Origin of the sequence: Pectobacterium aroidearum, assembly GCF_015689195.1 — a bacterium.
Taxonomy (GTDB): domain Bacteria; phylum Pseudomonadota; class Gammaproteobacteria; order Enterobacterales; family Enterobacteriaceae; genus Pectobacterium; species Pectobacterium aroidearum.
The window spans coordinates 928378-948360 of sequence record NZ_CP065044.1; the positions used below are offsets into that span (position 1 = coordinate 928378).

The following is a 19983-nucleotide window of genomic DNA, read 5'->3' on the forward strand; positions in this document are numbered from 1 at the left end:
GTTACTGCGAGAATTGACTAAGTATGTTGCGGATGTTGTCTTCATCCTGTGCGGAAAACTGGATCGGATAGCGGCTGACGCCGACATCTTCACCCATGATCGCCAGCGCTTTTTTCACCACAGCAGGTGAGAATGCGATGGCATACAGTGTCTTACGCAACTCGGCAACCTGTTCTTGTGCCTGACGCGAGCCTTCAATGTCACCGGCGTGGAAACGATGCCAAATCTGGCTGATCGGTTCCGGTGCCACGTTAGCCAGCCCGGAAATACAGGCGGAGCAGCCGTCAACAAAGCCCTGGTGAATGAGCGAGTCTGGGCCATTCAATACGTTAAAGCCCTGTACACCTTTCACCGCTTGCACATAGCCGCTCAGGCTTTCATAGCTGCCTGCGCTGTCTTTGATGCCGATGATGTTCGGGTGATCCGCCAGCGTGCGGACGGTTTCCGGCGCCAGCGTATTCCCCGTGCGTGCAGGAATGTTGTAGAGAAACACCGGCACAGTCAGCGCATCGGCGACGGCGGTGTAGTGGGCGATCAGTTCTTCCTGTTTGAGTGGGATGAAATACGGTGTGATGACCGAAACGGCATCAACACCCAGCGCGGCGATGCGCTTGCCGAGCTTGATGGTTTCCCGCGTGGAGATTTCACCGATATGGCCGACAACCGGCACTTTTCCGGCGACTTCATCAACGCAGGTTTCAGTGACGGCGACCTTTTCATCGGTGTGCAGTACGAAAAACTCACCGTTGGTGCCGTTACAAAAGATACCGTTGCCGTAGCGCATCTGGCGCTGAACCTGAAGACGCATGGCAGCGGGGTTAAATTCGCCCTGGTTATCAAACGGCGTGACGATGGCGGTCAGGACGCCGGTAATATTTTTACTCATTGTTCTTCCTCGTGACACGTAATCAAAAAGATGAAAACTTAAAACCGTTTTGCCGAAACCCGCGCTTTAAAAGAGGGTCAGATACACCTCGCGGACATCGTCGGCGCTGACCTGTGTCGGCACGTTTTTCATCAGGCGCTGAACCTGTAACGCGGCATCAACCAGATACGGCAGGTGGTCTTTTTCCACGCCGAGCTGCTGTAAGGTATTGGGCAGGTTGAGACGTTTAACCAACTCGCTGAAATAGGTCACCAGCGCCTGCGCTTTTTCCGCAGTACCCAGTGTCAGATCGGCATCCGGCAGCAGGTCATACGCCTGTGCGAATTTGTCCTGTGCGGCGTCCTGCACGAAACGCATGCAAGGGGCGAGCAGGATGGCGTTCGCCACGCCGTGTGGGATGTGGTATTTGCCGCCCAGCGGGTAAGACATGGCGTGAACCAGATGCGTACCGGAGTGGGCAATAGCGGCACCGCCGTAATAGGACGCCCACAGCATGTTCAGCTTGGCTTCCATATTGCTTGGCTCGCGTACGGAGGTTTCGAGGTTGGCAAACAGCTTTTTCAGGCCAATCAGCGCGTAGTTGTCGCTGACCGGATTGGCAATCGTTGAGGTGAAACACTCAATCAGGTGACAGAGCGCATCAATACCCGTTGAAGCGGCGATGTGCGATGGCATGCTGATGGTCAGCTCTGGCACCAGCGCAACGTAGTCCGGCAGCATCACGGGCGTAATAATACCGACTTTGGTTTCTTTTTCTGGGATCGCCAGAATGGCATTCGGCGTGGCTTCTGAGCCCGTTCCTGCGGTGGTTGGGATGAGCAGCGATGTCGTGCGGCGAGTCGGTTTTTCCCCTGCCAGCAGGCTATCCAGCGTGACGGTATCGTCGCCTGCGCACAGTACGGAAAGCAGTTTGGCGACATCCAGCACGCTACCGCCGCCGACGCCGATCACCAGATCGGTCTGAGTTTGTGTGAGCTGGCTCAGTATCTTGGCAACGTCGTGCTGGCTTGGCTCGGCAGGAACATTATCAACTAACAGAACCTGCGGAACGGCTTGCTTAACTTGTGCGATCAGCGCCTGAACGTCAGGCAGCCCGACGATGTTTTTGTCGGTGACAAATAAAACGTGCTGTTTTCCTGCCAACAGGTGACTGATGTCCTGAAGTACCCGGTAACCGCTGAGGATAGTGCTATTGATATTCATGCTTATTACCTTGCCTTTTCTCTTCTTCGCCAGAGCGTTATCACTATGATAATGGTTGCGATGGTGATTACTTTCAGTCAAATGGAGTGATTTTGGTTACTGCTAAACGCCATTTGCCACATCGTGGTGATAATTTATAGGTGAAATTCCTTTTAAATAATTTGATATTGCTCACATATAATCAAATGTGATTCAATATAATCATTATCAGGTAATCTGAATCGGGGATGGAGTATGTCAAACGTGCAGCAATCAGCAGAACAGGTCTTAGTGGTCGCTGATGACTTTACGGGTGCCAATGATGCGGGCGTCGGTCTGGCGCAGCATGGCGCACGGGTTAGCGTCGTCTTTGACGTTAATAAACTGCACGCGGACTTACTGGGTGATGCGGTGGTGATCAACACCGATAGCCGTGCGGCGCGTGACGACATGGCGTCTCAACGTACTGCAGAAGCGGTTGCAGCCTGGCAGGCAGCAGGCGGACAAGGCTGGATTATCAAGAAGATTGACTCGACGTTGCGTGGAAATCTAGGCGCGGAAATTGCCGCTGCGCTGTCTGCGGCAGAGGTGCCCGTCGCGCTGATTGCCGCTGCGTCGCCAACGCTGGGACGCGTGACCCGCAAAGGCGAAGTCTGGGTGAATGGACGTCTACTTACCGATACGGAGTTTGCCAGCGATCCCAAAACGCCGGTGACCTCGGCTTCTATTGCAGCCCGTCTGGCGGAGCAAACCGCGTTACCGGTGGCGGAAATACACCTTGATGACGTCCGTCAGGCCAATTTAGCTCACCGTTTGCAGCAGTTGGCGGACGAGGGCGTACGTCTGATTATTCTTGATACGGATGTGCAGGACGATCTGGAGAAGATCGTAGATGCCGCCAGCGCGTTACCGTTTCGTCCTTTGCTGGTCGGTTCGGCAGGCCTGAGCGAAGCGCTGGCGAATACGCAGGATTTTACGCGCAAAACGGCGAAGCCGTTGCTGGCTATCGTCGGGTCAATGAGCGATATCGCTCAAAAACAGATTGCGGCCGCCAAATTGCGCAGCAATGTCACGCTGGTTGAGATAGATATCAACGCGCTCTTTTCACCCCACTCATCCACCGTCATGGCATCCCAGTGTGAGGAGGCGGTGGCGGCGCTGCTGAACGGCCACCATTGCATTATTCGTACCTGTCACAACGAAAATCAGCGCTTCGAAATCGACGCGCGGTGCCAGCAGCTTGGGCTTAGCCGACAGCAGCTTGGCGAAACGATCAGCCACTATCTGGGGGAACTTACGCGCAACCTTGTTCAGGCGCTAGACAGCCTGACAGCGGACGGTACTCACCAGCGCGAGCTGGGAGGACTGTATTTATCCGGTGGTGACATTGCGATTGCCGTGGCAACCGCATTGGGTGCTACCGGCTTTCAGATTAAGGGGCAAATCGCATCCTGTGTGCCCTGGGGATACCTGCTGAACAGCGTTGTCGGCACGACCCCTGTGATGACTAAAGCGGGGGGTTTTGGCAACGAAACTACTTTGCTCGACGTTTTACGTTTTATTGAGGAGAAGGTCAGTGAGTAAAATTATTGCGGTAACGATGGGTGATCCGGCAGGGATTGGACCGGAAATTATTATCAAGTCGCTGGCCGAGGGCGAGCTTTCCGGCGCGTCTGCCGTGGTGGTGGGCTGCGTACAGACGATGCAACGTATTCTGGCACTGAATGTTGTGCCAGCCGTAGAGCTGAAAATCATTGATAAACCCGCTGACGCGGTCTTCGCGCCAGGCGTCATCAACATCATTGATGAGCCGCTGGAAGATCCGCAGGCGCTGAAGCCGGGCGTCGTTCAGGCACAGGCGGGTGATTTGGCTTATCGCTGCATCAAGAAAGCGACTGCGTTGGCGATGGCCGGTGAGGTCCACGCGATTGCGACGGCACCGCTGAATAAAGAAGCGCTGCACTCGGCGGGGCATATTTATCCGGGTCACACCGAACTGCTGGCGAAGCTGACCAACAGCCGCGACTATGCGATGGTGCTGTATACCGATAAATTGAAGGTGATCCATGTTTCAACGCACATCGCGCTGCGTAAATTCCTGGATACGCTGAACCGCGAGCGCGTGGAAACGGTGATCGACATGGCGGATGTCTTCCTCAAGCGCGTTGGTTTTACCCACCCACGTATCGCCGTTGCCGGGGTTAACCCGCACGCGGGCGAGAATGGCCTGTTTGGTGATGAAGAGATCAAAATCGTGTCGCCATCGGTTGAAGCTATGAAAGCCAAAGGCATTGATGTTTATGGCCCGTGCCCGCCGGATACCGTCTATTTGCAGGCGTATGAAGGTCAGTACGACATGGTAGTGGCAATGTATCACGATCAGGGACACATTCCGCTCAAGCTGCTGGGCTTCTATGATGGGGTCAACATCACTGCCGGATTGCCGTTTATCCGCACCTCTGCTGACCACGGCACGGCGTTTGACATTGCCTGGACCGGTAAAGCGAAGTCCGAAAGCATGGCGATCTCTATCCAGCTCGCGATGCAACTGGCCTGATTGGCGGTAACTTATCACCGCTGATGGCATAGGTTTTGTAAGCGAATAAAACGCGATACAGTGCGCATTGCAGGATATCTTCCTTCCCGCGTTCGGGAAGGTTTCTGGTATCCTGCAACCAACAATTTAAAACAACTTTATGACAGCAAGATGGGTATCGCCGTGGATCCTACATTAACCGATGCTTTCCGCATGAGCGGGGATAAAGTAAGAGGCCAGAGCCGTCTTGATCAGATTATGGATTATCTGAAAAGCCATAATCTGGTGACGGTAGATGAGCTGGTGTCTGTGATCGACGCTTCCCCAGCGACGATCCGCCGTGATTTGATCAAGCTGGATGAACAGGGCGTGATTAGTCGCAGTCATGGCGGCGTGACGCTCAATCGTTTTATTCCTTCCCAGCCGACCACGAATGAAAAATTACAGCGCAGTCTTCAGGAGAAGCAGGCGATAGCTCGCTATGCCGCGACGCTGGTTAAACCGGGTAGCGCGGTAGTGCTGGATGCGGGAACGACCATGCTGGAGTTGGCGCGTCACCTGACGCATTTGCCGCTGCGCGTGATTACCGCCGATTTGCAAATTGCGCTGTTCCTGTCTGAGTTCAAACAAATTGAAGTGACGATTATCGGTGGGCGTATTGATGACAGTAGCCAGTCCTGTATTGGTGAACACGGCCGCCGTCTGTTACGCAGCATTTATCCCGATATCGCGTTTATCAGCTGTAACTCGTGGAGTCTGGATAAAGGGATCACTACGCCAACGGAAGAAAAAGCGGGTGTGAAACAAGATCTCGGCGTAAATGCCAGCCGCCGGATACTGCTGGCGGACAGCAGTAAATACGGCGCCTATTCGCTGTTCTGCGTGACGCCGCTGTCTGAACTGACCGATATCATCACCGACAGTGCGCTCGCGCCCGAGGTGCAGGAGCAACTGAAAGGTAAAACGTTCAGTCTGACGCTGGTGTAAGCCGGGTTTGTGCCTGACGGATGATGTCAGGCCGATTGCCGTCGCCAGTTGAGTTCAGGTTTATGCACCACGCCGTTGAACGTCATCGGATCCGTGGTTAAAGAAAGACGCGTGTCGTTTTCACTGAACAGCGCGTAGCGCAACTGGCTGGAGCCAACCCAGTTAGGAATGAGGCAATAGTCCAGATAGTGGGTGACGGTCTGCTCAGCGTCATTGGTTTCATAACGGCCGGCGTAGGCGAAGTAGGTAGCGGCGGCCTGCATCAGCTGCTGCTCTGAGCCACCCGTCATAATGCCAGCATCGTAGGGCTCTCTGTCGCTGCCCATGATTTGCACCGTCATCCAGTTATCATCGGTATACTGGATATAACCTGTTGCTCCTTCTCCCATCATATAAACCACGTTGCCGTCACCCAGTACATCAATGAAGGATTCCAGAAACCATAGCCCGCACAGTTTCTGGCGTAACAACCCGTTGTTGTTGAACGATTGCGATGTCATAGATCCCCCTTGGAAATAGCGTACGGATTAAGTGTAGTGAATCTTTTCCAGAGGGCAGGGCAGAGAGGGGGTTCCTGCCAGCGGCGTGGCACTGGCAGGAATGCGGTTTACTTCATGCTGGCGGCGAGGGTATCGACGTTGTGCTTAAACGCGGCCGTATAGGTTGCGGCGGGGCCGGAGGCGTCGGTCAGGGCTTCCGGGTACAGTTCACCGCCGGGCTGTGCGCCGCTGGCATTGGCAATTTGCTTCACCAGACGTCCATCGGTCTGGTTTTCAATGAAGTAGCTTTTCACTTTCTCTTGTTTGATTTGCTTAATCAGCGAGGCCACTTTTTTGCTGCTGGCTTCCGATTCGGTAGAGTAGCCCACTGGAGACAGGAATTTCACGCCGTACGCCTGGCTGAAGTAACCGAACGCGTCATGGCTGGTCAACACCTTGCGCTGTTCTGGCGGAATGGCGGCAAAGGTTTTCTTCGCATAGCTGTCCAGCTCCTGTAGCTGTTTGATGTAGGCTTCACCCTGCTGGCGATAGTAGTCGGCATTCGCGGGATCGGCTTTCACCAGCGCGTTGACGATGTTGTGCGCGTAGACCACGCCGTTGCTCATGCTGTTCCAGGCATGGGGATCGGTTTCTGTTTTGCCATCTTCCACCATGGTGCGGGTTTCAATCCCGTTTGAGGCGGTAATCACGTCGCCATGATAGCCGGATGCGGTGACCAGCCGGTCAATCCACCCTTCCAGCCCCAGCCCGTTAACGAAAACCAGATCGGCGTGAGCCAGCGTTTTGCTGTCCTTTGGCGACGGTTCAAACTCATGCGGATCGCCATTGGGCTTCACCAGATCGGTAACGGTTACGCGATCGCCGCCGATGTGGCTGACCATATCGCCAAGTACAGAAAAACTGGCAACTACATCAAGATTCTTTGCCATCGCCAGTGGGCTAAGCAGCAGGCCGGATAACGCGATAGCTAACAGTGAACGTTTCATTTTTCCCTCACAGAAAGTTGCAGATAACGAAATTGAGCGGTCAACGACGCTGGCGGAATAGCCCACCGTTGTGACCCACACAGACCGAGAAACAGAAAAACAGCGTAATCGTCAGGATGATGGCTGGTCCGGCAGGCAGTTCGGCATAGTAAGACCACAGCAGACCGATCAGGCTGGCGGCCATTCCTTGCAGTACCGCAATGCCGAGCATGACGGGCAGGCGCTGCGTCCAGAACCGTGCGCTGGCGGCAGGCAGCATCATCATGCCGACCGTCATCAGCGTGCCTAACAGCTGGAATCCGGCGACCAGATTCAGCACCACCAGCGACAGAAACAGCCCGTGGATCAACGCCCGATAGCGTCCTGAACTGATGCGCAGGAAGGTCACGTCAAACGATTCAATCACCAGCGCCCGATAGATCACCGCCAGTACCAGCAGGGAGGTGGATCCGATCAGCGCAATGTCGATCAGCGCGGCGCGATCCACCGCGAGAATCGATCCGAACAGTACGTGCAGCAGATCGACGCTGGAGCCGCGCAGTGACACCAGCGTGACCCCGAGTGCCAGCGAACCGAGGTAAAACCCGGCGAAACTTGCGTCCTCTTTTAATTCCGTATGGCGGGTGACGAAGCCGGAGAGCATGGCGACGGACAACCCGGCAATAAAGCCGCCGATTCCCATCGCCAGCAGCGACATCCCGGAGATGAGATAGCCGATGGCGACGCCGGGTAAGACTGCGTGCGACAGGGCATCGCCAATCAGGCTCATGCGCCGTAGCAGCAGGAAACAGCCCAGCGGCGCGGCGCTCAGCGTGATGACCAGACAGCCGACCAGCGCCCGACGCATAAAACCGAACTCGGCAAAAGGAGAAGCAATAAGGTGAAATAACATCATGACGTAATGATCCTGAGCGTTGGCGTATCGCTGTCGGCCTTGCGCAGGCTGTGTAGTATGGGCTGAGCATCCCCCCAGCGATGGCCGTCCGGGGTGAGCTGCAGGATGTTCGGGAAGTGCTGACCGACCAGTTCCAGATCGTGCAAAACGGCCAGAATGGTTCGGCCTTCGGCGTGAAGCTGCTCGATCGTTTGTAAAAGCGCCTGCGTGGTTTGGCTATCCACGCCAGTAAAAGGCTCATCCAACAGAATGATGGGAGCCTGTGTCAGCAGTAGCCGCGCGAAAAGCACGCGCTGTAGTTGCCCTCCGGACAGGACGCCAATATGTCGGTCAGCGAAGTCCGCCATAGAGACGGCGTCGAGCGCATCGGTCGCTTTTCGGTACCAGTTGGCGTTGATACTCCGCAGCAAGCCGCGTTGTGGCAGTGACCCCATGAGAACCAGATCGCGTACGCTGATAGGAAACTGTCGATCGAATTCGGAGAGCTGCGGCAAATAGCCGATGGCATTGTTTTTGCTGCTATCACCGAGGCGGAATGATCCGGAAAGCGGTGGCAGCAGGCCAGCCAACGTTTTCAGCAGCGTCGATTTTCCGCAGCCGTTTGTGCCGATAATTGCCGTCAGCGATCCCTGATGGAAACATCCGCTGATTGTCGCGAGAGGCGGCTGACTACGATAGCCAAAGGCCAGTTCCTGTAGGGCAATCATGGCAACACCACCGCCCACCTCACCAATAGCCACAACAGCACCAACAGCAGAGAAACCAGTAACACGCGCTTCAGCGCAGAGAGGGAGTAAAAACTTGTCATTATCATCGGTAAAAGTCTAATTTGTTACATTATAACATATCACTTTTTGGCGATGACGGTAGGGGTAATAGGTAAAAAAGTATGTAAGTCGATTAAGGGGGGATTTGGTGTGATTGCTGACAGGTATGGGGGATTTCGTGCGCGTCGAGCACTGTCCTCTTCATGCTACGTCGTAGCACGCGCCCGACATAGGGGGCTACGCCAGCCCCCTATGAACCCCGGCTTTTGGCGGAAATTATGCCGCTAACGCGGTTCCTTCGGTGCCCATGCCCGCTTTTCGAGCCGCCAGTGACGCGTTCCCGACGCGGCACTGGCTTTCGCGGCGTCCATGCCGCTCACTCGGCGTTCATGTTCACCTCAGCATAATTTTTTACGCCGTGAAGAGAAGACCCGTGAGCAATATGAGTTGACTCAGTTTTATCTTCAGCGTGGCGTACGAAGCCGCCCCCGAAAGAGAAAATCTTATACTTTTAGGAAATTCCCCTGCATATCAACCACAAAGCGAGTCGCAGGCTCATCGTTGATATATCCCGCGAGGATTTTTAGCATCAGGCCGAAGCGATATTGCAGGCTGTCCGGCGGCAGCGTGGCCGTCGGCGTGTAGACCGCGAGCAGGGCGCGGTACTGCTTCACCCGCGCAGCCGGAATATCCTGCCAGGCGAGATCGCTGCCGTTGCGCAGGCAATACCAGTCGGTCACCAGCGTGAGCAGCGAAATATCTTGTAACCCCTCCGTGCCTGCGACCGCATTCGGCTTGCGCGCGCTGGCATCAGGCAGCGCTTTGGCGTTAAGCGGTTCTTTTTGCTGCGCAATCCACAGCAGATCGGCGCAGTTCAGCGTGTTGATGAGAGGCGATAAATCTTCCGGCCAGTCTTTCACCAGAAAGCGTTGGCGTACCAGTAGCGCCAGATGATGATGCAGGAAATCGTAATAATCGCGGCTTTTCAGAATGTCGCCCAGCGGCTCACCGGTGCGCTCCAGCTCTTTCTGATAAAACGGGAACAGATGGTTGAACTGCGGCACGTTGCGCAGAACCAGCGTGTCGATATCGACGCGATCGCTATGCAGCGTCGCCAGTTTCATCGCGGGCGGGTAGGCGGCCAACGACGGCACCGCGACATTCACCAGCGTCCCTTGTGAGCCGCGATACACGCCGGTGTCGTTGACGTGCAGGTGGCCGCTGAAGTGCAGGCGGATTCCGGCCGCTAGCGCCTGTTCGGCGACGTCCGGCCGCGGCGTGCGTTTAATGAAACTGTTGCTGCCAAACAGCTGTTTTTCGTCCTCCACCGTACCGTCGAGGAAATCGACCAGCGGATAGTGTGAGAATACCAGCAGCTTCTTATTCTGCGCTTTCGCCCGCTGTACCACCGATTTCACCCACGGCAGCATGAACGGCTTCTCGGTCAGTAAGGCATTCCAGCCGGTATTGCTGCTGGTGGAATAGCCTTCAATCCCTTCACGTTTCTCCGGGCCGTCTTTGACCTGATACACGTTGGCATCGATGGAAAGCAGCCACAGTCCCGGTTCCGGTTCTACCAGATAGGACGCATCGACAATGTTCCACTGTTTGCTGCCGTCCGGCGAGCGGGCGAGGTACTGGCGTTTACTGAGTTCGTCGCTGTCGCCAAACGGTGTTTCCCAGTGCAGGAAGTCGTCGCGCTTAAAGAAACCAAACGGCTTCATCAGCGGCAGGCCGCGTTCATAGCCAAGCGCCTGCATTTTAGCGGTGACAATCAGCGACTGTGCATCGCCAAGCTTAACGCCGGGCTTGCTGCTCAGCATCGTGCTGCTGCCGTCGGCGTTGAGCATCCTTTGCCAGGAATCATCGCCCTGTGGCCGATTGACATCATGGTTGCCCGGCGTGGCGAAGAAGCGCATGCCGTGGCGCTGTTCATACTGTGTCAGGATGGCGGCAATGCCTTCAACAGTAGGCTGCTGGCCGTCATCTGAATAATCGCCGGACAGCACCACGTATTTCACCTGCTGTTTTGCCAGTTCGTCCAGCGCGGCCAGCAGTGCAAAGTAGGGTTCATTGAAGATGCGGGTCGAATTCACCGAATCTTTCAGGGTGCGAATGGTCAGCTTCTTTCCGGTCTGCGCATCGGGCAGGCCGTCAAAATCGTAGTTGCCGTAGATATTATGGACGTGGACATCCGAAATAATGGCAATGCGCAGCGGACTGGCGGGCACTGAGGATTCGGCGTTGGCGTGAAAAAAACCGCCAGCCAGCGTAATGGCGCTGCCTGCGCCGAGCTTGACGAAAGTTCTGCGAGTGAGTGATGTCATTGATGTCTCCGGCATTATTTATAACGGATGGCTGTATAACGCATAATCATGACAGGCAATCAATCGTGCGCCGTCGAGCGCATCGCCCATCGGGGTGGCGAGTTGGGATTGCCACTCGTCCGGCAGCCAGGGACGAATATGTAAGCCGATGCTGCCCATGAGCGATAAGCGAGGCGTGGCATGGCGCGCCACGGCGGCTAACAGCAGGCTGATTTCGCTGGCCGTCTGCGCCAACAGCGCGTGAGAAACGGCATCGTCCTGCTGAGCGCAGTCAAATACGCGGCGGGCGAACTGCGCGTAGTCACCCGGTTTTGCCTGCTGACTAAACCGCTGTAGCGCGTCGAGCGTGTTGGCAGCCTGCGCGTGCGCTGCGCTGGCGGAAAAGAAATCGTCGATGCTTTGACTGAGCGCAGACGGCGCGCACCAGCCATGCAGTACATCGTAGGTGTGTTGCAATGCGGCCAGCCCGAGGCGTGCACCGCTACCCTGATCGGAGATCGGGAATTCATGGCCGCCGTAGGCGGTAATGGTCTGTTTCTGCCACGCCAGCCCGCAGGAGCCGGTTCCGGCAATGACCACGCCCGCTTCTTTCCCTTGATTGACGGCCAGACAGGCACCCAGCGCATCGGTATTGAGTACCTGAGCGGCATAAGGATGCGGCAACGCCAGAAAGGACTCGTAGGCGAGGCGATGTTCTGCGCTGGCGAGTGCCAGCCCGACTTTAAGCCGGGATACGTCATCCGGCGACAGTCCGCTATGCTTTAGCGCCTGTGCGATGGCATCATCCACCGACTGGCGCACGCTTTCCACGCCGAGCAGCAGATTGGCGCGGCCGCCGTGCCCCTGACCGAGCGGCGTACCATCGGCCTGATAAATACGTGCCCGACAGCCAGTGCCGCCGCCATCTACACCGGCATAGAGCCATGTCGTCATGATGCGCGTGCTCCTGAATCCAGATAGGGAAGGCAGGCCACCGCCAGATCGCCGCTGAGGTCGACGGCGTCAGCCGGTGAGTCCGGCAGGCTATTGAGCAGTACGGTCAGCTCGTCAGCGCAGCGGGTCAGCAATTGCACCGCCAGCGCGTCGTGCGGGTGTGCCAGCACCCTTTTCCCTAGCAGGCTGTAGTCCACGGCCTGCGCCTGCTTTGACCAGTCGATCACCCGATCGACATGCTTATCGAAGTGCAGGAACAGCGCTTCACTGAGTGGCGTAAGCGGCGTGATGCCCTCAACGGCCTGAAGCATCTCTTGCACCGCCCACAGTCCCAGCCGCGACAGGCTGCCCGGATTGCCGATGGGAAAGCTGTCGCCGCCGCGACAGCTCAGGAGACCGTCATGCCAGTGCAGCAGCCGGGTGAAACCGCCAGTGACCAGCAGATAGCGGCTTTGCCCTGACCAGCGCTGCTCGCATATCGCGCTTTCGCGCGTACAATCAAAGGGGCGATCGCCATCAATGTCGATCTCCCTTAGTTGCCATTTCACGGTGCGTTTTTCCGCTGTTGTTGATTGGTCGCGATCGTCTCGTTGAGGCGTTTCACATCGTTTGACGTCAGGCGCAGATACTCATCAAACGACACCTGATCGTTCAGATATTGGGTAAAGCGCGTCAGAATGATGGGGTACAGTTCGTTCGCACCCAAACTTTCCATGCGTTCCCAATCAAAGACGTAAGACGGGATCTTTTTGATCTCTTCGCGTGCGGTGTTCAGGCCGTCGATCACGTGTTTATCTTTGGTCTGGTAGTGCAGATCGGCAATATCCGCGCCGACGATGATATTGAAGCGTTCGGCAATCTCACGTTGCAGCGGTTCGCTGCCCAGCCACTCCATGAATTCGGCCACTTCCTGCGGATGTTTGGTGGTAGTGAACGGCATGATAAAGGTCGCACCGCCCATCGAAATGCACTTCTCTTTACAAGGTGCAGGCAGCACTTTCCAGTCAAAGCCGTCGCCAATCTGCTTACTGAATTGGTTCAACAGCCAGTTGCCGGAGAAGTAGGTCACGATGTTGCCGTTCACGAAATCGTCCGCCATGCTCTTGTACTGGCCGCCGCCCGCTGCGCCCCACATTTCACGTGGGAACACGCCTTCATCTGACCAGCGTTTCAGATCTTTAATCCACTGTTGCGCGGCGGCGTCTGGGAAGTTGATCAGCCCGTCTTTATCGTAGCGTGCGCCGTAAGAGTAGGCCGGACCGGAGAAGCGGAAACCGCTGCGGTCGATGGTGAAGGGGATATGTACGCCGGTTTTTTCCGCGACCAGCTTCGAGGCTTTCATCAAATCATCAATCGTATAACCCGGCTGCGGCAGAGGAACGCCCGCCTGTTCAAACAGCGTCACGTTAACGAACGGTAGATCGGCCGTCCAGGACGCGACAAAGCCCGGCAGCGCATCTGCTTTATGCACGCCTTTTACACGCATGATCTTTTCGATACCGGCGCTGTAGCGTTTCTCAAAGGCGGCGGGGTCTTTCAGGTAAGGGCGCAAATCCAGCGTATACCCGAGCAATCCCATTTGTGTGGTTTTGGCAATATCCGGGCCTAAGCCCGCCGCTAACTGCATCGGTAACTGTGTTTGCAGCGCGTTATAGCCAGTGCTGACAAAATTCACGTCGATGCGCTCGTTGCTTTGGGAGAAAGCTTTCACTTTCTGTTCCATGAAATGCACTAATTCGGGATCGTCGTCACTATATAAAAATGTTATTTGCGTTTTGGCGGCTAACACGCTGTTGCTGAATAACCCCAGTGCAAGGGCGGAAAAAAATAACGCGGTGTTGGAACGCATCATAAACCTCTCCACATCATAAGTTTGATTAATGACGTAAATACCCTGTCGCTGTTAACGGGGCTTATTTTCTTTCTGTGAATTATTCCGTTTTCTTATTAATGCAAATTTGCATTCATCTGTCATTTTCATCATGCAATCATGGACAGAACCCCGACTGATTTATGTGAGGAAGGTTAAAGATATTTTAAATGTTGATTTAAATAAAGCATTTTTGTGATATTAATCACATATATAAACGTGAGGATCTTATTTATTAATGCGAAATGTCAATAAATGAATGCAAATGACAATTTAATGCAAATTTGCATTGAAGTTGCGATATTACGGTGCAGAGAATGGCTCGCTGCCCTAAATATTGGCAGCGTACGCACAGCAAAAGTGCAAATACGTTCAGCCATACATTTTCGTTATTTTATTTGTCAAAGCCGTAAACAGGATTCCGTATGAATATCGGTTGGAAATTAAAGAAGAACGGCGTCATTAATCGGTTTTTGATTACCGAATTGACGGAAGAACGTTATTTCGCCGAACCGGATACGCTGCCGGATAAGGTGAATTACCGCTTTATTAACGGCTTTGTCGATGTCGGCGTGTTGCCCTGCCGCGTGCGTTTTTTGCAGGAAGAGGCAAAGCGCGAGGTGGCGTTGCCGGACAATTTACGATTCCCGCTGATGTGGAGTGGCGGCGATGAAAGCCGCAGCGTGAATTTCAGTGATTTCTGGCCGTGTCCGGTTCACGTTCAGCGCTTTTCCCGCTGCGTGATCCACAGCGATAGCGCGCAGCCAGCCCCCTTTATGCTCAGCACCTGCGGCGGGGTGACGCTGTGGCTGAATGGCGAGCAGGTTGCCCGCTTTACGCCCTTTACCCGTAATACCGAACAAACCTGTGCTATCACGCTGCCGCTGAAAGCCGGGATGAACACGCTGGTGGTTCATAGCGAAGAGCTGTGCGAACGCGATACCGATTACCTGTTTAGCCTGTGTTATCAGGGGGAAGACACGCTCTGCTGGCAGCTTGACGACGACACGGCGCTCAGTGAACAACTGACCGCGCTGGATGGCTGGATAAACGGGCTGGCTCTGGAGAATAACCTGATTCAACCGCCCGTACTGGTGCTGAACAGTACGCAGCCGCTGCCGGAGTCCGTGACGATGGCGCATCGTTTGATTGGTAACGTCAACGAATCCGTCCCCGTATGGCAGCAGAAACAGACGCTGCCTGCTGGTAATCTGGGCTGGCAGGTGGATTTACCCTCCGCTCTGGTGGGCTACTACGATCTGGTCTGCGCCGCGACCTGCAACGGTATTACGCTGACACGCACGCTCAGCTTTGGGCGTTTGCCTGAACAAACGATGCCCGCGTTACCGACGCTGGCAGCACGGCGTGAGGCGGTTCTACGCCATACCGCGCTGCACGGTTTTGAACGCCTCGGACGGCTGTTGGCGATTGTTGCGACAGGTGAGGGCAGCGATGCTGCTGCGCCGATTCTCAACAGCGCGTTGCAAAAAATCAGCCGCCGCGAAGACTGTGCGGATTTCCAACTGGTGCCGTTGATTTGGCTGTGGCAGCGCTATCAGGGGCAGCAATTGCCGCCGCAGGACTGGCGTCGCGTGCGTAGCGCCATTCTCGGTTTCCGCTACTGGATTGATGAACCGGGCAACGACACCATGTGGTTCTGGAGTGAAAACCACTGTCTGTGTTTCCACGTCGGGCAGTATCTGGCCGGACAAAACTTCCCCGATGATACCTTCCCGTGCAGCGGTCGCCGTGGTCTGGAGCAAAAGACGATTGCTCATGAACGCCTGACGCGCTGGTTTGATTCCATTCTGGAGCACGGTCTGGTGGAGTGGAACTCAGCGGCCTATTACCCCATCGATCTGATTGGGTTGATGGCGCTGTACGAACTGGCGCAGGACGCCGATTTGCGCGAGAAATCTCGCGTGGTGATTGACCGCATCATGCTGATGACGGCGTGGGTACATCAGAACGGCGTCGCGGTGGGCACGATGGGACGCGCCTACGATAAAGAGCTGCGATCTGGCATGTTGACCGAGCTGTCCGGCTTGTGTGCGCTGATGTGGGGCGAGGGCTGGCTGATTCCGCACTGCGCCGCACTGCCGCTGCTGTGCCTGAGCGACTATCAACCGCCGGAAACGACGGATCGGATTGCACACTGGTCACTGCCGCACGGTGCAGAAGCACGCTGGGTACAAGGGCTGAACCGTAGCGCTCGCATCATCGCCTGGAAGCAACAGGATGTCGCCTTTTCTTCCGTTTTCGATCATCACCCCGGCCAGCCAGGACACCAGCAGCATCTGCTGGACGTACGGCTGGGGACACACTATGCCGCCCGCCTGTGGGTGAACCACCCCGGCGAGGATCGTCCTGACGGCGTGCACCGTCCTTCTTACTGGGCGGGTAACGGGCGTTTGCCGCACCTGATGCAGCACCGTAACCGCGCGCTGATGGTGTTCGATCTGCAACAGGATGTCCGTCCGTGGACGCACCTTTATCTGCCGCAAACTGCACTGGATGACGTCATCGTTGAAGACGTCTGGTGCTTTGTACGCGGCGGCAATGGCTATGCCGCCTTCCATAATCCCGCCGGATTACAGCCGTTTGCAACCGCAGGCCAGCAGGCGGAAGGCGAACTACGCGCGTATGGCGAACAGAACGTCTGGTTCGTTGCCGTGGACAGCGGCGACGGCGCACAAGGATTCGCCGCATTCGCTGCTCGCTTCCGAGGGCGTTCGCTGATACAGGACCGCGACGGCGTACGTATCGACGATCCCGATTACGGCGAACTGGCCTTTAGCCACACGGCAGGATTCAGCGTGGCGCAGCAGCCTTTCATTTTTCCCGACGATGTCCCGGTCGTCCCGCAGTTCAACACAGGAAACCCATGACATGAAGACAGGTTCACTTAACCGACAACAAACCGAAGCGCTGCTGGCGCAGGTGGCGCGGGCATTTTGCCGCCTGAAAGCGATTGACAGCGTGACGCAGGACGACACGCCGGACGCCGGGCTGACGATTCAATTCGAAGAGTGGGATTGGGAAGTCGGTGTCGGGCTGTACGGTTTCTGGAAGCTGGCGCATCTGACGCAGGACGACACCATGCTGACGACGCTGGCGAACTGGTATCAGCAAAAGCTGGATGCCGGGCTGCCGCCGCGTCAGATCAACTCGACGGCGCCGATGCTGGTGCTGGCATTGCTGTGTCAGGACAAACCGGATGCGCCCGCGCAGTGGCGTGAAACCGTGAGCGATTGGGCGGACTGGCTGCTGCACTCGCTGCCGAAAACCGAGGACGGGGGTTTCCAGCACACGGTGAAAGAGCGCCCGAACACCGGGCAACTGTGGGATGACACGCTGTTTATGGCCGGTCTGTTTCTGGTGGTCGCGGGGAAATTGCTCTCCCGCCGCGATCTCATTGAAGAGGCGGAATACCAGCTCGTCACGCACGCGCGCTATCTGGCCGATGTGCGGAGCGGGCTGTGGTATCACGGCTGGACGTTCGTCGGTCGTCATCACTATGCCAATGCATTCTGGGGGCGCGGTAATGCCTGGATCACGCTAGTGCTGCCGGAAATGCGGGTGCTGGCGGAAGATGAGCTGTCCGCGCCGGTACTGCGCATGCTGGAAGCGATTCTGGAACAGCAAACGACCACGCTGGCGCGCTGCCAGCACGAGTCCGGCCTGTGGCACACGCTGCTGGATGACCCGGATTCACCGCTGGAGACCTCTGCCAGCGCCGGGTTTATCGCTGGCATTCTGACGGCGCGTCGGCTGGGAATGCTGCACGATTTCCCGCAGGAGGTGCTGGAAAAAGGCTATGCCGCCGTGGTGGCGCAGATTGACGCACAGGGTGTGGTGCAGGGTGTCTCGGACGGCACGGCGATGGGGCACGACTTACAGTTCTATCGCGATATTCCCAATGTTGCCGTGCCTTACGGGCAGGCGCTGGTCATGCTGATGTTATTGGCACAGTTAGATTCTGTTTGCGAGGGCTGACAATGGCGAGTCTGGAACTAAAAAACGTCCACAAAAGTTATGGTGCGGTGAACATTATCAAAGGCGTGGACTTAACGATTCATGACGGCGAGTTCATGGTCTTTGTCGGCCCGTCGGGCTGTGGAAAATCCACGCTGCTACGCATGATTGCCGGATTGGAGGAAATCAGCAGCGGTGAACTGTGGATCGACAAGCGCAAGGTGAATGACCTCACGCCGGCGGAGCGCAAGATTGCGATGGTATTCCAGTCGTACGCGCTCTATCCGCACCTCTCGGTGCGTAAGAACCTCGCGTTTGGGCTGGAAAACCTGCACTTCCCTAAAGCGGAAATTAACAGCCGTATTGATGAAGCGGCGCGTATGTTGGGGCTGGAACCTTATCTGGATCGCAAGCCGCGCGCGCTGTCAGGTGGACAGCAGCAGCGCGTAGCCATTGGCCGTGCGATCGTACGCGAACCCGATCTGTTCCTGTTTGATGAACCGCTCTCGAATCTGGATGCCAAGCTGCGCGTGCAGACGCGCGGCGAGCTGTCCCGCCTGCACCAGAAACTGCGTACCACCATGATTTACGTGACTCACGATCAGGTGGAAGCGATGACGATGGCGCAGCGCATTGTGGTGCTGAACGCGGGCCGTATCGAGCAGGTTGGCACGCCATTGGAGCTGTTCAATCGGCCGAAAAACAAATTTGTCGCGGGCTTCATTGGTTCACCGCGCATGAACATGTTCCCGGCGCAGATCGTTGCCACCTGCGCGGATGGCGTCGAGGTGCAGTGTCCGTCCGGTAATCGTCTGGTGCTGCCGTTTATCGGCACCGTCGGACAAAACGTCACGCTCGGTATTCGCCCTTCACACTGTGAACTGGTGGAAGAAGGCGAGGGGATTGCGCTGTGCGTCGATCGCTGCGAGATGATGGGGCATGAGACTTTCATCTACGGGCGAATGGGCGGCATTGACGACGAGATGATCGTCCATCTGGCGCAGCATCGTGAGTTCGCCGCAGGCGAATCGGTGTTCGTCCGCTTTCCACTGGCGTATTGCCATCTGTTCGATAGCGAAACGGATGACACATTACCGCGCTGCACCGAGCATTAATTATCGCGACGGGAGAGGATGACATGAGAAAGATTGCCTTACTGCCCGCAGGCTCGCTGGTTGATAAGCTGGTGACGCCAGTAGAGAAAGCGGTGAATCTGCTACAAAAACTCGGTGGTCGCAAAGTGATGCCGTGGTTTTTTATCGCGCCCAACATGCTGCTGTTTGCCGTTTTTGTCTTTATTCCGATTCTGCTGGCGGTGTGCTACGCCTTTACCGGCGGCACCAATATTCTGCTGTGGGAACGCCCCTACGTGGGCGTGGATAACTTTGCCACGTTGCTGAGCTGTGGCAACTACGCCGAGCCGTCAAGCTGTGAACAGGATCTGTTCTGGACTGGTGTCTACAACACGGTGTCGTTCACCTTTTTCAACGTACTCTGCACGCTGCTGGTAGCGCTGGTGACGGCGCTGATCCTCAACCGCAAGATTATCGCCCGAGGCTTTTTCCGCGCGATGTTCTTCTATCCGGTGCTGCTGTCACCAGTGGTGGTGGGCCTGATCTGGCAGTGGTTCCTTAATCGCAACGGCCTGCTGAATCTGGTGCTGTCGTCGCTCGGCGGGCAGCCGATTACCTTCCTGCTGGATCCGACGCTGTCGCGCTTCTGGGTGGTGTTTGTCTCCGTCTGGTTTCACGTCGGGTTTTATACCCTGATCCTGCTGGCTGGATTGCAGGCGATCCCGCGTGATATTTATGAGGCCGCGGCGGTGGACGGCACCTCGCGCTGGCGTGGTTTTTATCGCCTGACGCTGCCGCTGCTGGCACCGAACATTCTGGTGGTGGTGATTCTGCTGACCATCAACAGTGTGCAGATCTTCGATGAAGCCTGGGTGTTAACCAACGGTGGCGGCCCCGGTACGGCCAACAGCTTTATCGTGCAGTACATCTACCAGACCGCTTTTTCGTCTAACGCGTCGCTCTACGGGCTGGCCTCGGCGGCTTCTGTGTTGATGGGCGTGGTGCTGATGATCCTGACGGCGTTGCAGTTCCTGCTGACGCGTCGGCTGGAAGGGAAATAATAACG

Annotated in this window: 17 protein-coding genes; 7 read left to right on the forward strand and 10 right to left on the reverse strand. The window is 56.1% G+C overall.

Going from position 1 to position 19983, the window contains the following annotated elements:
- Position 1: 1 nt before the first annotated feature.
- Together I2D83_RS04125 and I2D83_RS04130 are read right to left on the reverse strand one after the other, a co-directional pair.
- Positions 2–886 (reverse strand): dihydrodipicolinate synthase family protein, encoded by an 885-nt coding sequence (locus I2D83_RS04125; protein WP_014916605.1) that lies wholly within the window; start codon positions 884–886, stop codon positions 2–4.
- A 66-nt stretch (positions 887–952) separates the two neighbouring features.
- Complete coding sequence (locus I2D83_RS04130) at positions 953–2089, reverse strand: iron-containing alcohol dehydrogenase (RefSeq protein ID WP_015841674.1); 1137 nt, start codon at positions 2087–2089, stop codon at positions 953–955.
- Between the two features lie 234 nt (positions 2090–2323).
- Here I2D83_RS04130 and dtnK point away from each other — a divergent pair, with 234 nt between their 5' ends.
- The 3 genes from dtnK (at position 2324) to I2D83_RS04145 (ending at position 5591) form a co-directional block, all read left to right on the forward strand.
- Positions 2324–3652: a D-threonate kinase gene (gene dtnK / locus I2D83_RS04135; RefSeq protein ID WP_205947591.1), complete on the forward strand. Its 1329-nt coding sequence runs from the start codon at positions 2324–2326 to the stop codon at positions 3650–3652.
- Positions 3645–4625, forward strand: coding sequence for a D-threonate 4-phosphate dehydrogenase (locus tag I2D83_RS04140; protein ID WP_015841672.1), 981 nt, complete (start codon positions 3645–3647; stop codon positions 4623–4625). The genes dtnK and I2D83_RS04140 overlap by 8 nt, the downstream gene beginning before the upstream one ends.
- A 150-nt stretch (positions 4626–4775) precedes the next feature.
- Positions 4776–5591, forward strand: coding sequence for a DeoR/GlpR family DNA-binding transcription regulator (locus tag I2D83_RS04145; RefSeq protein ID WP_043881832.1), 816 nt, complete (start codon positions 4776–4778; stop codon positions 5589–5591).
- Positions 5592–5617: 26 nt separating this feature from the next.
- Here the strand turns inward: I2D83_RS04145 and I2D83_RS04150 are convergent, their stop codons facing one another.
- The 8 genes from I2D83_RS04150 to I2D83_RS04185 form a co-directional block, all read right to left on the reverse strand.
- Positions 5618–6091 carry a lipocalin-like domain-containing protein gene (locus tag I2D83_RS04150; RefSeq protein WP_181845883.1) on the reverse strand — a complete coding sequence of 158 codons (474 nt, stop codon included), beginning with the start codon at positions 6089–6091 and terminating at the stop codon, positions 5618–5620.
- 107 nt (positions 6092–6198) lie between these two features.
- A complete protein-coding gene (locus tag I2D83_RS04155; RefSeq protein ID WP_015841669.1) occupies positions 6199–7077 on the reverse strand; it encodes a metal ABC transporter substrate-binding protein in 879 nt (292 codons plus the stop codon).
- Positions 7078–7117: 40 nt separating this feature from the next.
- Positions 7118–7972 (reverse strand): metal ABC transporter permease, encoded by an 855-nt coding sequence (locus I2D83_RS04160; protein WP_194431064.1) that lies wholly within the window; start codon positions 7970–7972, stop codon positions 7118–7120.
- Positions 7969–8679 carry a metal ABC transporter ATP-binding protein gene (locus I2D83_RS04165; RefSeq protein ID WP_205948140.1) on the reverse strand — a complete coding sequence of 237 codons (711 nt, stop codon included), beginning with the start codon at positions 8677–8679 and terminating at the stop codon, positions 7969–7971. The genes I2D83_RS04160 and I2D83_RS04165 overlap by 4 nt, the downstream gene beginning before the upstream one ends.
- A 563-nt stretch (positions 8680–9242) precedes the next feature.
- Positions 9243–11066: a metallophosphoesterase family protein gene (locus I2D83_RS04170; protein WP_205947592.1), complete on the reverse strand. Its 1824-nt coding sequence runs from the start codon at positions 11064–11066 to the stop codon at positions 9243–9245.
- Between the two features lie 18 nt (positions 11067–11084).
- On the reverse strand, positions 11085–11999 hold the full coding sequence (locus I2D83_RS04175; protein ID WP_205947593.1) for a glucosamine kinase nucleotide-binding domain-containing protein: 915 nt from the start codon (positions 11997–11999) through the stop codon (positions 11085–11087).
- Entirely contained in the window at positions 11996–12547 is a 552-nt protein-coding gene (locus I2D83_RS04180; RefSeq protein ID WP_205947594.1) for a glucosamine kinase, read from the reverse strand. Before I2D83_RS04180 ends, I2D83_RS04175 begins: the two co-directional genes overlap by 4 nt.
- On the reverse strand, positions 12544–13851 hold the full coding sequence (locus tag I2D83_RS04185) for an ABC transporter substrate-binding protein (RefSeq protein WP_181847165.1): 1308 nt from the start codon (positions 13849–13851) through the stop codon (positions 12544–12546). Before I2D83_RS04185 ends, I2D83_RS04180 begins: the two co-directional genes overlap by 4 nt.
- Before the next feature lie 443 nt (positions 13852–14294).
- Between I2D83_RS04185 and I2D83_RS04190 the strand changes: the two genes are divergently transcribed.
- From I2D83_RS04190 to I2D83_RS04205, 4 genes are read left to right on the forward strand one after another with little or no spacing between them, the layout of a single operon-like run.
- A complete protein-coding gene (locus I2D83_RS04190) occupies positions 14295–16757 on the forward strand; it encodes a hypothetical protein (protein WP_205947595.1) in 2463 nt (820 codons plus the stop codon).
- A 1-nt stretch (position 16758) separates the two neighbouring features.
- A complete protein-coding gene (gene bglB, locus I2D83_RS04195; RefSeq protein ID WP_205947596.1) occupies positions 16759–17865 on the forward strand; it encodes a beta-galactosidase BglB in 1107 nt (368 codons plus the stop codon).
- Between the two features lie 2 nt (positions 17866–17867).
- Entirely contained in the window at positions 17868–18959 is a 1092-nt protein-coding gene (locus I2D83_RS04200) for an ABC transporter ATP-binding protein (RefSeq protein ID WP_181847162.1), read from the forward strand.
- A 23-nt stretch (positions 18960–18982) separates the two neighbouring features.
- Positions 18983–19978 (forward strand): carbohydrate ABC transporter permease, encoded by a 996-nt coding sequence (locus I2D83_RS04205; RefSeq protein WP_180778586.1) that lies wholly within the window; start codon positions 18983–18985, stop codon positions 19976–19978.
- Positions 19979–19983 lie beyond the last annotated feature (5 nt).

Bases quoted from the DNA above. Each gene is read 5' to 3' on its own strand.
- I2D83_RS04125 (WP_014916605.1), bottom strand. From the start codon at position 886: ATGAGTAAAAATATTACCGGCGTCCTGACCGCCATCGTCACGCCGTTT.
- I2D83_RS04130 (WP_015841674.1), bottom strand. From the start codon at position 2,089: ATGAATATCAATAGCACTATCCTCAGCGGTTACCGGGTACTTCAGGAC.
- dtnK (WP_205947591.1), top strand. From the start codon at position 2,324: ATGTCAAACGTGCAGCAATCAGCAGAACAGGTCTTAGTGGTCGCTGAT.
- I2D83_RS04145 (WP_043881832.1), top strand. From the start codon at position 4,776: ATGGGTATCGCCGTGGATCCTACATTAACCGATGCTTTCCGCATGAGC.
- I2D83_RS04150 (WP_181845883.1), bottom strand. From the start codon at position 6,091: ATGACATCGCAATCGTTCAACAACAACGGGTTGTTACGCCAGAAACTG.
- I2D83_RS04155 (WP_015841669.1), bottom strand. From the start codon at position 7,077: ATGAAACGTTCACTGTTAGCTATCGCGTTATCCGGCCTGCTGCTTAGC.
- I2D83_RS04160 (WP_194431064.1), bottom strand. From the start codon at position 7,972: ATGATGTTATTTCACCTTATTGCTTCTCCTTTTGCCGAGTTCGGTTTT.
- I2D83_RS04165 (WP_205948140.1), bottom strand. From the start codon at position 8,679: ATGATTGCCCTACAGGAACTGGCCTTTGGCTATCGTAGTCAGCCGCCT.
- I2D83_RS04170 (WP_205947592.1), bottom strand. From the start codon at position 11,066: ATGACATCACTCACTCGCAGAACTTTCGTCAAGCTCGGCGCAGGCAGC.
- I2D83_RS04175 (WP_205947593.1), bottom strand. From the start codon at position 11,999: ATGACGACATGGCTCTATGCCGGTGTAGATGGCGGCGGCACTGGCTGT.
- I2D83_RS04185 (WP_181847165.1), bottom strand. From the start codon at position 13,851: ATGATGCGTTCCAACACCGCGTTATTTTTTTCCGCCCTTGCACTGGGG.
- I2D83_RS04190 (WP_205947595.1), top strand. From the start codon at position 14,295: ATGAATATCGGTTGGAAATTAAAGAAGAACGGCGTCATTAATCGGTTT.
- bglB (WP_205947596.1), top strand. From the start codon at position 16,759: ATGAAGACAGGTTCACTTAACCGACAACAAACCGAAGCGCTGCTGGCG.
- I2D83_RS04200 (WP_181847162.1), top strand. From the start codon at position 17,868: ATGGCGAGTCTGGAACTAAAAAACGTCCACAAAAGTTATGGTGCGGTG.
- I2D83_RS04205 (WP_180778586.1), top strand. From the start codon at position 18,983: ATGAGAAAGATTGCCTTACTGCCCGCAGGCTCGCTGGTTGATAAGCTG.